The sequence below is a fragment of the Micromonospora sp. B9E7 genome, assembly GCF_039871815.1.
In the GTDB taxonomy this organism is placed as follows: domain Bacteria; phylum Actinomycetota; class Actinomycetes; order Mycobacteriales; family Micromonosporaceae; genus Micromonospora.
Genome location: NZ_JBDPLX010000004.1, coordinates 421,130 through 434,249 on the forward strand (window position 1 = coordinate 421,130; position 13,120 = coordinate 434,249).

The 13,120-nt window shown below is 74.2% G+C and carries 1 protein-coding gene and 1 pseudogene; both read right to left on the reverse strand.

Annotation, left to right across the window (positions count from 1 at the left end):
* Positions 1–10: 10 nt before the first annotated feature.
* Positions 11–3,865 (reverse strand): alpha/beta fold hydrolase, encoded by a 3,855-nt coding sequence (locus ABGB10_RS09355; protein WP_347660466.1) that lies wholly within the window; start codon positions 3,863–3,865, stop codon positions 11–13.
* 256 nt (positions 3,866–4,121) lie between these two features.
* A pseudogene (locus ABGB10_RS09360) lies at positions 4,122–13,118 on the reverse strand (type I polyketide synthase); the annotation flags it as partial.
* Positions 13,119–13,120: the final 2 nt, after the last annotated feature.

Here is a 13,120-nt window from a genome sequence, read left to right on the forward strand (position 1 = left end):
AGTCTCCGTTTCACAGGGTCGTGGTCAGCCAGTCGTGCACTGTCTGGGCGGTGCGACCCACCTGGTCGCCGAGCATCGTGAAGTGGTTTCCGGTGGCGTCCGTCACCGTGTGCGGGTGCTGCCAGGACGGCCGCCAGTCGCGGTCCTCCGGCACCGTGCCGAGGGGTTCCCCGGCGCGGACCAGCAGGGTCGGTGCGCTGCTGGACAACGGCTCGAAGTCGCCGTAGTGGCGGATGTACGACGCCCAGGCGAGGTACCGCTCGTCGGGCACCCCTGCGTCGTCCAGGTCCAGCCCGTCGAGCAGTTCGGGTATCCACCGGCCGAGCACCGCGTCGGCCGGCGGGTAGGAGTCGAGCAGCACCACGGCGGCCGGCGCGACTCCCCCGGCCTCCAACTCGGCGGCGAGCGCGTTGGCGACCAGACCTCCGGCCGAGTGTCCGAGCAGGATGAACGGCTCGGTGCCGGCGTCCGCGCGGATCGCCCGTACCTGCAGGCGCAGCGCGGCGGCCAGGTCGGCGGGGGCCGGCTCGTCCGCCTGGTAACCGGGATTGACCAGGGCGGACACCCGGTACCGGCCGCGCAGGGCGCCGGCCAGTCGGGCGTACTCCTGCGGACCGGCCATCAGCGAGGTGGTGCAGCACGCGATGATCCGCGGGCCGCCGCCCTCCTCGGCCAGGCGCGCCAGGGCGGGTACGGCCACCCGTCCCGCGTCCACGTCGTCGGCGGTGAAGGTCGGCCGGTACTCGGCCAGCCGCATCAGCAGCGTCGTGTACTCGTGCAGGTCGTCGTTCTGCCGCGCCTGCCGGAACAGCGCGTCCAGGGTGGGGGCAGGCAGGGCTGGCGTCGTGCCGGCCATCTCCGCGATCAGGTGCCGGGCCAGCCGGTCCGGGTCCTGGTGGACGAAGAGCAGACCGGGGGGCAGGCTCAGGCCCGTGGCGCTGTTGAGCCGGAGGCGGATCTCCTGCCCGATCACCGAGTCGACGCCGAGTTCGAGGAAGTCCCGGCCGGGCCGGATGGACTCGATGCCGGAGTAGCCGAGGACCTCGGCGGTCTCCAGTCGGATGAGGTCGCGGACCTCCTCGAACGTGGAGTCCCGGGACAGGACCGGCGCTGCCGACACGGCCGAAGGCTGCTCGGCGGGGGCGGCCGCGGTCGGCATCGTGACCGGCTCCAGCGCCGGCCAGTAGTGCTGCCGCTGGAACGGGTAGGTGGGCAGGTCGACCCGTGCGGTGCCGGGCAGCAGCGCCGACCAGTCCAGTCGTACGCCCCGGCAGTGCAGCCGGGCGAGCGCGGTGACCAGGGCTTCGACGTCGTCGCCGGCGCGTCGCTGCGCGGCGACGAACAGCGGGGCGGTGTCCCGGTCGGCGCCCTCGACGCAGTCGGCGCCCAGCGGGGTGAGCACCGCGTCCGGGCCGATCTCCAGGTAGGCGCCGACACCCCGCTCGTGCAGGGCCCGGATGCCGTCCGCGAAGCGGACCGTGGCGCGGACCTGGTCGACCCAGTAGTCGGTGTCGAACACGGCGACGTCGCCGGTCACCGTGGAGATGACCGGAACGCGAGCAGGGGAATAGGTCAGCCCACCGATGATCTGGGCGAAGTCCGCGGTCATCGGCGCCATCAGCGGCGAGTGCAGGGCGTGCCCCACGTCCAGCTTCCGGGTCTTGCCGAACCGCGCGACCACCTGCTCGACAGCCTCCGCCGCGCCGGCCACCACCACCGACTTCGGTCCGTTCACCGCGGCGACGGACGCCACCGCCTCGAATCCGGCGAGCGCCTCCCGCACCTCGGCCTCCGTCGCCCGGACCGCGACCATCACGCCGCCGGCCGGGAGTGCCTGGATGAGCCGTCCTCGCGCCGCGACGAGCGCCGCCGCGTCGGGCAGCGACAGCACGCCGGCCGCGTGCGCCGCCGCGACCTCGCCGGTGGAGTGTCCGATGAGCTGGTCCGGGATCACTCCGAACGAGGTGACCAGGCGGTACAGCGCGACCTCGACGGCGAACAGCGCCGCCTCGGCGTACTCGGTCCGGTCCAGGGCCGCCTCGTCGTCGAAGACGACCTCCCGGATCGGCCGGTCCAGGTGCACGTCGAGTTCGGCGCAGGCCGCGTCGAACGCCTCGGCGAACACCGGGAAGGTGGCGTACAGGTCCCGGCCCATGCCGGCCCGCTGTGCACCCTGACCGGCGAAGACGAAGGCCACCTGGGGCCGGGTCGCCGCGAGGTCACCCGGGTCGGTCCCGTCGGCGATCCGGGTCAGCGCCGCGGTCAGGCCGTCCATCTCGGTGCCGACCGCCGCCGCCCGGTACTCGAAGTGCGAGCGGGTGACCGCGAGCGACCCGGCCACGTCGGCCGGGTCCAAGTCGGGGTGCTCACGCAGGTACGCGAGGAGCTGCGCCGCCTGGGCGCGGAGCCCGGCGGGCTCGCGGGCCGACACCGGCCAGGCCAGGACGCCGTGCGTCGCACGGGTGCCCGGGGTGGCGAGCCGGTCCTCGGTCTCCGCCGGCTGTTCGAGGATCACGTGGGCGTTGGTGCCGCTGACCCCGAACGAGGAGACCGCGGCGCGGCGCGGCCGACCCTCGGCGGGCCACGGCCGCGACGAGGTGAGCAGTTCGACGGCTCCCGCGGACCAGTCGACCTGCGGGGTGGGCCGGTCGACGTGCAGGGTGGCCGGGAGCACGCCGTGCCGCATCGCCTCGACCATCTTGATGATGCCGGTGACCCCGGCGGCGGCCTGGGTGTGGCCGATGTTCGACTTGATCGAGCCGAGCCACACCGGCCGGTCGGCGGGTCGGTCCTGACCGTAGGTGGCCAGCAACGCCTGCGCCTCGATCGGGTCGCCCAGCCGGGTGCCGGTGCCGTGCGCCTCCACCACGTCGACGTCGGCCACGGTGAGCCGGGCGTTGGCCAGCGCGGTCCGGATCACCCGCTGCTGGGCGGGGCCGTTCGGGGCGGTCAGGCCACTGGACGCGCCGTCCTGGTTGACCGCGCTGCCGCGCAGCACGGCGAGCACCGGATGACCGTTGCGGCGGGCGTCGGACAGCCGTTCCAGCAGCACCATCGCCGCGCCCTCGCCCCAGCCGGTGCCGTCGGCCGCGGCGGCGAACGACTTGCAGCGGCCGTTGGCGGCGAGCCCACCCTGGCGGGAGAACTCGACGAAGACCGACGGGGTGGCCATCACCGCGACTCCGCCGGCAAGCGCCAGGTTGCACTCGCCGTCGCGTAGGGACTGGGCGGCCAGGTGGACCGCGACCAGCGACGACGAGCAGGCGGTGTCCACGGTGAGCGCCGGCCCCTCCAGGCCGAACGTGTACGAGATCCGCCCGGAGACCACACTGGCCGAGTTGCCGGTGCCGAGGTGCCCGTCGAAGCCCTGCGCCAGGGCGGCGACCAGCACACCCGTGTAGTCCTGGTTGTTGGTGCCGGCGAAGACTCCGGTTCGGCTGCCCCGGGCGGTGGCCCGGTCGATCCCGGCCCGCTCGAAGGTCTCCCACGCGATCTCCAGGAGCAACCGCTGCTGCGGGTCCATGGCGATCGCCTCGCGCGGTGAGATGCCGAAGAAGCCCGGATCGAAGTCACCGGCGTCGTAGAGAAAGGCGCCGGCGCCAGCGGTGCTGAGCTCGGACAGCGCGGCCAGGTCCCAACCGCGATCGGACGGGAACTCGCCGATCGTGTCCCGGCCCTCGGTCACCAGGTCCCAGAGCTGCTCCGGGCCTCGAACACCACCGGGCAACCGGCAGCCCATCGAGACGATCGCGATCGGTTCGGGCGCGGGCGGGGCCGCCGGGACCGCGACGCGTTGCTTCAGTCGCTTGTTGTCGGCGAGCGCCGCACGCAGCGCCGCCACCACCTCGTCGTAACTCGTGGCCATCGTCTACTCCCCGTCAGCTCTCGGTGCCGTCGAGGGCGAGGCGGACCAGCTCGCTGACGTCGAGCTCCGCCAGGTCCTCACCGTCGTCATCGGTGGCCGGCGGCGCGTCCGGCGCCTCCGGCCCGGTCTGTGCCAGGCCGAGCAGGGTGTCCAGCAGGCCGGCCGCGCGCAGCCGTTCCACCGGGATCCGGGACAGGACCTGTCGGACCTGCTGCTCCTCCGGGTCCCCGACCGTCTCCGGGCCGGCCAACTGGTCGAGGACGTGCTCAGCCAGGACCAGTGGTGACGGGTAGTCGAAGATCAGCGTGGCGGGCAACGGCAGGCCGAGTTCGGCGGAGAGCGCGTTGCGCAGTTCCACCCCGGTCAGCGAGTCGAAGCCGAGTTCCAGGAACCCGCGGTCGACGTCGACACCACCGGGGGCGGTGTGCCCCAGCACGGTGGCGGCGTTCTTGCGGATCAGGTCGAGCACGACCCGCTCCCGCTCGGCTGCCGGCAGGCCGGTCAGACTGCGGCGCAGGGCGTCGGCGTCGGCGTCGCTCTCGGCCCCCGGCGCACCGGCGGTGAGCGCGGCCCGCGCCTCGTCGATCTCGTCCAGCAGCCGGCCCGAGCGGACGGCCTGGAACGGCAGCGCGAAGCGGGCCCAGTCGACGTCGGCGACGGCGAGCGCCACCTCGCGGTCGTCGATGGCGGCGGCCAGCGCGTCGATCGCCGACTCCGGGTTCATGACGGGCAGGCCGCGACGGCGCAACTGCTCCTGGGCTGGCCCCTCGGCCATGCCACCGTCGCCCCACGGCCCCCAGGCCACCGCGGTGCCGGCGAGGCCGCGACCACGCCGGGCCTCGGCGAGGGCGTCGAGGTACGCGTTGGCGGCCGCGTAGGCGCCCTGTCCGCCGCTGCCCCAGATCCCGGCGATCGAGGAGAAGAGCACGAACGCGTCGAGCGGTCGTTCGCCGAGCAGCGCGTCCAGGTGCACCGCGCCGGCGATCTTGGCGCGCACCACGGCGGCGAACTCGTCCAGGTCGGTTTCCCGCAGCGATCCGGGGGTGCCGATGCCGGCGGCGTGCACCACCGCGGTCAGCGGCAGGTCGGCGGGGACGCGGGCGAGCACGCCGGCCAGCACGTCCCGGTCGGCGACGTCACAGGCCTCGACGGTGACCCGGGCACCGAGCGCGGTCAGCTCGGCGGTCAGGTCGGCCACGCCGGGCGCGTCGGCGCCCCGGCGGCTGAGCAGGAGCAGATGCTCGGCTCCTCGTTCGGCGAGCAGTCGTGCCACCCGCCCGCCCAGCGCCCCGGTGCCACCGGTGATCAGGACTGTGCCGTGCGGGCGCCACTGCGCGCCCGGGGTGGTGCTGCGGGGATGACGGACCAGGCGACGGCCGAAGATCGCCGAGGCGCGGATGGCCACCTGGTCCTCGCCGCCACCGGCGCCGGCGCCGGCCAGCACGGCGCACAGCCGCGAACCGGCGCGGTCGTCGAGCAGGGGCGGCAGGTCGACCAGACCGGCCCACAGCCGCGGCTGCTCCAGGGCGGCGACCCTGCCGAGACCCCAGACCTGCGCCTGGGCGGGCGCGGCGACCCGCTCCGAGCCACCGATCGCGACGGCCCCACGGGTCACGCTCCACACCGGAGCGGTGGCGCCGAGCTGGTCGAGGGCCTGGACCAGGGTCACCGTGCCGGCGACGCCCCTGGTCAGGATCGGGTGCGTGGGGTGCGGGTCCTCGTCGAGGGCGAGCAGGGACAGGATGCCGTGCACCGGGCCGTACTCGTCGAGGGCCGCGCTGAGCCGCGCGACGGTGCCGGGGCGGGTCAGGTCCGCCGGCGTCAACGTGACGGTTCCGGTCGCCGCGCCGTGCCTGCGCAGCACGCCGGCGAGGTCGGCGGTGGGATGGTCGGGGGTGCCGACCAGCAGCCAGGTGCCGGTCAGGGTGGGCGTCCCGGTCGAGGACAGGGGCCGCCACCGTACGCCGTACCGCCACCCGTCGATCGTCGAGCTCCGCCGGGCCTGTCGCCGCCAGTCGGAGAGTGCCCGCACGACCGCCGGGAGGGTCGCGTCCGGCGGCAGGGCGAGTTCGGCGCCGATGCCGGCGAGGTCCGCGCGTTCGATGCGGTCCCACAGGTGCTCGTCGTCGGAGGCGGTGGGCGGGGCCCAGGAGATCACCCCGGGCCAGTAGTGCTGCCGCTGGAAGGCGTAGGTGGGCAGGTCGACCCGCCGCGCCCCGGGGTGCACGGCGGCCCAGTCCACCGGGACGCCGCGGACGTGGAGCTGGGCGAGCCCGGTGCGCAGGGCGGTGGGCTGGTCCCGGTCGGCTCGTTGCAGCGGTACGAACACCGCGTCGGTCACACAGTCCGCGCCCATCGCGGAGAGCACCCCGTCCGGGCCGATCTCCACGAACGTGCTGACACCCAGACCTTCCAGGGTGGTGATGCCGTCGGCGAACCGGACCGCCTCCCGCACGTGCCGCACCCAGTAGGCCGCGTCCTGCGTCTCGGCGATCTGCCCCGTCACGTTGGAGATGATCGGAATCCGCGGCGGCGCGTACGTCAACTGCGCGGCCACCGACGCGAACTCCGCCAGCATCGGCTCCATCAGCACCGAGTGGAACGCATGGCTGACCTTCAGCTGCTTGGACTTCTCGAAGTGCGCGGCGACGACGGCCACCGCGTCGGCGGCACCGGACAGCACCACCGAACGGGGGCCGTTGACGGCCGCGACGGACACACTGTCGACCAGCAGCGGCACCACCTCGGCCTCGGTGGCCCGCACCGCGACCATGACCCCGCCGGCGGGTAGCGCCTGCATCAGCCGGCCGCGCGCCGTGACCAGCTTCGCCGCGTCGGCCAGGGTCAACACACCGGCGACGTGGGCGGCGGCGATCTCACCGATCGAGTGGCCCACCAGGTAGTCGGGGGTGGCACCCACCAGGTGGTGGAGCGCGACCTCGACCGCGAACAACGCGGCCTGGGTGTAGACCGTCTGGTCCAGCTCGTCGCCGTCGGCGATGACCGTGCGCAGCGGTCGGTCCAGATGCAGATCCAACTCGGCGCAGGCCGCGTCGAACGCCTCGGCGAAGACCGGGTAGGTGGCGGCCAGGTCCAGGCCCATGCCCGGCCGCTGCGAACCCTGACCGGAGAACACGAACGCCGTCCTGCCCCGCACCACCGAACCGGTGATCGGGCCCGGTGATCCGGCGGCCAGCGCCGCCAGCTCCGCGCGGCCGGACACCGCGGCCCGGTGCCGGTGCTGGGTACGGGTGGTGGCGAGGGAGAAACCGACGTCGTAGGGGTCCAGCCCCGGGTGCTCGTCCAGGTGGCCGAGCAACCGCCCGGCCTGGTCCCGCAGCCCGTCCTCGGTACGCGAGCTGAGCAGCCACGTGCACGGCCGCTGCGGGTTCGTGGCGGGGACCGGGTCCGCCGGGGCCGGGTCGCCCTCCAACACGACGTGGGCGTTCGTGCCGCTGATGCCGAACGACGACACGGCCGCCCGACGGGGTCCGACGCCCTCCCACGGCAGGGACCTGTCGAGCAGGGCGACCGCGCCGGACTCCCAGTCCACCTCGGCGCTCGGTTGGTCCACGTGCAGCGTTCGGGGCAGCACCCCGTACCGCATCGCCTGGATCACCTTGATCACCCCGGCGACACCGGCCGCGGCCTGGGTGTGACCGATGTTCGACTTGATCGAGCCCAGCCGCAGCGGGCGGTCCGCCGGTCGGTGCTGCCCGTACGTGGCGAGCAGCGCCTGGGCCTCGATCGGGTCGCCGAGTCTGGTGCCGGTGCCGTGCGCCTCGACCAGGTCCACGTCGGAGGGTCGCAGACCGGCGTCGGTGAGGGCGGCCCGGATCACCCGCTGCTGGGCGGGCCCGTTGGGGGCGGTCAGCCCGTTCGACGCGCCGTCCTGGTTGATCGCGCTGCCGCGTACCGTGGCGAGGATCTGGTGGCCGGCGGCCAGCGCCGCGGATCGGCGCTCGACCAGCAGCATGCCCGCGCCCTCGCCCCAGCCGGTGCCGTCGGCCCCGTCGGCGAACGCCTTGCAGCGGCCGTCGGCGGCGAGACCGCGTTGGCGGCTGAACTCGACGAACCGGCCCGGGGTGGCCATCACCGTGACACCGCCGGCGAGCGCCTGCCGGCACTCGCCCCGGCGCAGCGACTGGGCGGCGAGGTGCAACGCGACGAGCGACGACGAGCAGGCGGTGTCGATGGTGACGGCCGGCCCTTCCAGCCCGAGCGCGTAGGAGATCCGGCCGGAGGCGACGCTGCCGGCGTTGCCGGTCATGGTGTGCCCCTCGACGCCCTCGGTCGAGCCGTAGAGCAGCGCGCCGTAGTCCTGGCCGTTCGAGCCGACGAAGACGCCCACCTGCTCGCCACGGGCGGTCGACGGGTCGATGCCGGCGTGCTCGAACGCCTCCCAGGCGGTCTCCAGCAGGAGCCGCTGCTGCGGGTCCATGGCCAGGGCCTCGCGTGGCGAGATGCCGAAGAACTCGCTGTCGAACGCGGCGGCGCCGTAGAGGAAGCCGCCCTCGCGGACGTAGCTGGTGCCGGAGTTGTCCGGGTCGGCGTCGTAGACGCTGTCGACGTCCCAGCCACGGTCGGCGGGGAAGGTGGAGATCGCGTCCACCTCGTCGCGCACGAGCTGCCACAGCTGGTCGGGGTTGTCCGCACCGCCGGGGAAGCGACACGACATGCCCACCACGACGATCGGGTCGTCCCGGTCGGCAGCGCCGGCGGAGTGGTCCCGGTCGGCAGCGACGTCCGGGCCGGCAGCGGCCTCGGTGTCCCGGTCGGCACCGAGCAGGCCGCTGAGGTGGCCGGCGAGGGCGAGGGCGCTCGGGTGGTCGAAGATCAGGGTGGCGGGTAGCCGCAGGCCGGTGGCGGCGGCGAGCGCGTTGCGCAGTTCGACCGCGGTGAGCGAGTCGAAGCCGAGGTCGCGGAAGGCGCGCTCCGGTTCCACGCTGTCCGCGCCGGAGTGGCCGAGGACCGCCGCGGCGTGCCCGCGGACCAGGTCGATCAGCGCGGTGGTGCGGTCCCGGGTGGTCATCGACAGTAGCTGCCGGGTCAGGTCGCCGGACGGGTCGGTGCCGGCGGTCCCGGCGGCCTGCGGGATGGTGGCGAGGGTCGGGTTGGGGCGTACCGCCGTGAAGCCGGGGGCGAACCGCTCCCAGTCGACGTCGGTCAGGGCCAGGGCCGGTTCGCCGCCGCCGATCGCGCTGGCGAGTCCGGTGAGGGCCAACTCCGGGTCCATCGCGCCCAGGCCGCCCCGGCTGAGTCGCTCCCGACGCACGGCCTCCTCGGCGAGGCCGCCGTCACCCCAGCGGCCCCAGGCGATCGAGGTGGCCGGTAGACCGTCGGCGGCCCGCTGCTCGGCGAGGGCGTCGAGGTACGCGTTGGCCGCCGCGTACGCGGCCTGTCCCGCGTTGCCGAGGGTGCCGGCGAACGACGAGAACAGCACGAACGCGCTCAGGTCCCGGTCCCGGGTGAGGTCGTGCAGGTGCTGGGCGGCGACGGCCTTCGGGGCCAGGACCCGCTCGATGCGGTCCCGGTCGAGGCTGCCGAGCGTGCCGTCGTCGAGGACGGCGGCGGTGTGGAAGACGGAGGTCAGGTCCGCCAGACCGTCGATCAGGGTGCGCAGGGCGTCCCGGTCGGCGATGTCGCAGGCGGTGATCGTCACCTGGGCGCCGGCCTGCTCCAGTTCGGCGCGCAGGTCGTCGGCGCCGGGGGCGTCCGGGCCGCGACGGCTGACGAGCACCAGATGCTCGACGCCGTTGCGGGCCAGCCAGCGGGCCGTGTGCGCACCGATCGCGCCGGTGCCGCCGGTGACCAGCGCGGTGCCCGACGGCGACCAGCCGGGTGCGCCGGTCTGCGGGGCACGTGTCAGCCGGCGGGTGTAGAGGCCCGAGGCGCGGACGGCGAACTGGTCCTCGTCGTCGCCGGCGACCAGTGCCGCGACGAGCCGGGCGGCCGACCTGGTGTCGGGCTGCGCCGGCACGTCGACCAGGCCACCCCAGCGGTGCGGCTCCTCAAGGGCGACGACCCGGCCGAAGCCCCAGAGCGCCGCCTGCGTGGGCGCCGGGGCGGCGTCGGATCGACCGACCCGGACGCCGGACCGGGTGGCGAGCCAGAGCGGGGCGGTGACGCCCGCGTCCGCGAGCCCGTGCAGCAGGGTGGACGCGTCGTGCAGCGCGTCCACGGCTTCGGCGGGGACGGCCAGTGAGAGCAGGGACAGCACTCCGTCGACAGGCGTCTCCGCGACGGAGGCGGTGACCGCGTCGGCGAGGGTGGTCCGGTCGATCGGGCCGGGTGCGACGGTCACCGGTACGGTCCGGACGCCGGCCTGCCGGAGGGCGTCCTCGGCGGCGTCCGACCAGGGTTCGCCGGTGGGGCCCAGGACCAGCCAGGTGCCGGTGCGGGTGGTCTCGGCCGGGGTGGCCCGGCTCTGCCAGGTGATCCGGTACCGCCAGTCGTCGAGGATGTGGTGCTGGCGGGTGCGGCGACGCCAGGCGGTCAGCGCGGGCAGCAGCTCGGTGCCGTCGCCGGTGATGCCCAGCGGGGTGAGGTCGCCGTTCTCGACGGCCCGCCAGAACTCGCTGTCCAGCGGGTCGGCCATGCTCGCCGCGGCGCCGGGGGTGGGCCAGTAACGCTGGTGCTGGAACGGGTACGTCGGTAGGTCCACGACCCGGGTCGCCGGGATGACGGTGTTCCAGTCGACGGGAGCGCCCCGCACCCACGCCTCGGCCAACGACCGCACGAATCGCTCGGGGCCGCCTTCGTCGCGGCGCAGCGTGCCGACGGTGGTGGCCTCGATCGCGCCGGTGAGCACCGGGTGCGCGCTGACCTCGATGAAGATCCGGTGCCCCGCCGCCTGGGCGGCCTCGACCGCCAGGTCGAGGCGTACCGGCTGACGCAGGTTCCGGTACCAGTAGCCGGCGTCCATGACACCGCCGTCCTCCACGGTGGAGAACACCGGCACAGTGCCGGCCAGCGGGTGCACACCGTCCAGCAGACGGGCCAGCTCCGCCTCGACCGGCTCGACCAGAGCGCAGTGCGAGGCGTAGTCGACCTTCACCCGCTTCGCCCGCACCCCGGCCGCCTCCGCAGCGGCCAGGAACGCATCCAGGTCGGCACCGGCGACCACGACACTCGTCGGACCGTTGACCACCGCGACACTCACACCCTCGGTCAACAACGGGGTGACCACATCCAGACCGGCGCTCACCGACACCATGCCCCCGCTGCCAGCAATCGCCAGCAACGCCTTGCTGCGCAACGCGACGACCTTCGCGGCGTCGCTCAGTGACAGCACGCCGGCCACACAGGCAGCGGCGATCTCACCCTGCGAGTGACCGATCACCGCATCCGGGGTCGCACCCCTGGCCCGCCACACCTCGGCTAACGCGACGTGCACCGCCCAGAGGACCGGCTGCACCACGTCCACCCGCTCCAACGGATCGTCCGAGCGCAGCACATCGAGGAGGTTCCAGTCCACGAACGGCGCGAGGGCCGCGGCGCACTCGGCGATCCGGGCGGCGAACACGGGCTCCGCATCCAGCAACTCCGTGGCCATCCCGACCCACTGCGAACCCTGGCCCGGGAAGACGAACACCACACCCGAGTCCGGGTGGGCAGCGCCGGACACCACCGCACCCGACGGCAGGCCGTCCCGAAGGGAGGACAGGCCCGCGGCGTGATCCGGGCCGAGCACGACCGCCCGGTGGCTCAGCACCGACCGGGTGGACAGCAACGAGTACGCCACCGCGCACGGGTCCGCCGTCACCCGTGTCAACCGCTCGGCCTGCCCGCGCAGCGCCTCCGGCGCCGCCGCCGACAACAGCCACGGCACATTCGGCTCGGTCAGGGCCGGCGCGTCGATTGACGCGGCCGGCGCCTCCTCGATGATCACGTGGGCGTTCGTGCCGGACACCCCGAACGACGACACCCCAGCCCGGCGCGGACGCTCCCCCGCCGCCCACGGGCGGGACGACGTCAGCAGCTCCACCGCACCGTCGGACCAGTCCACCTGCGGCGTCGGCTCGTCCACGTGCAGCGTCCGCGGCAACGTCTCGTGACGCAGCGCCTCGACCACCTTGATGATCCCGGCGACACCGGCGGCGGCCTGGGTGTGCCCGATGTTCGACTTCACCGACCCCAGCCACAGCGGCTGACCGGCGGGCCGATCCTGACCGTAGGTGGCCAGCAACGCCTGCGCCTCGATCGGATCACCCAACCGGGTGCCGGTGCCGTGCGCCTCCACCATGTCCACGTCCGCCGCCGACAGTTGGGCGTCGACGAGCGCGGCCTGGATCACCCGCTGCTGCGACGGCCCGTTCGGGGCGGTCAACCCGTTCGACGCGCCGTCCTGGTTGACCGCGCTGCCCCGCACCACGGCGAGCACCCGGTGACCGTTGCGGACCGCGTCGGAGAGCCGCTCCACCAGCAGGACGCCGGCGCCCTCGGCGAAGCCGGTCCCGTCGGCGGCACCGGCGAACGCCTTGCAGCGGCCGTCGGCCGCCAGACCGCGCTGACGGGAGAAGCCGACGAACAGCGACGGGGTGGCCATCACCGTCACACCGCCGGCCAGCGCGAGCGAGCACTCGCCGGCCCGCAGCGCCTGCGCCGCCAGGTGCAGCGCGACGAGCGACGACGAGCACGCCGTGTCGACGGTGACCGCCGGCCCCTCCAGACCCAGCGAGTACGACACCCGGCCGGAGATCACCGCACCCGCGTTACCGGTCGCGAGATAACCCTCCAGGCCCTCGGACGCACCCATCAGGATGGCCGAGTAGTCCGAACCGTTGGTGCCCGCGAACACGCCGGTACGCGACCCGGACAGCGACGCCGGGTCGATGCCGGCCCGTTCGATCGCCTCCCAGGACACCTCCAGCAGGAGCCGCTGCGCCGGGTCCATCGCCAGCGCCTCGCGCGGGCTGATCCCGAAGAAGCCGGCGTCGAAGTCACCCGCCCCGCTCAGGAACCCGCCCTCGGCGGCGTACGACGTCCCGGGGTTGTCCGGGTCGGGGTCGAACAGCGCCTCGGTGTCCCAGCCCCGGTCGGACGGGAACGGCGTGATGCCGTCCCCGTCCGCCGCGACCAGGTTCCACAGCGACTCCGGGGAGTCCACGCCACCGGGGAACCGGCAGCCCACGCCGATGATCGCGATCGGCTCGTCGGCGCGTACCTCCAGGTGCCGGATACGCTCCTGCGCGGTCTCCAGGTCGGCGGTGACCCGCTTGAGGAAGTAGCGCAACCGCTCTTCGTTGGCCATCG

What these genes read in the sequence shown, in the direction of transcription:
- ABGB10_RS09355 (WP_347660466.1), bottom strand. Translation starts at nt 3,865, where the DNA reads ATGGCCACGAGTTACGACGAGGTGGTGGCGGCGCTGCGTGCGGCGCTC.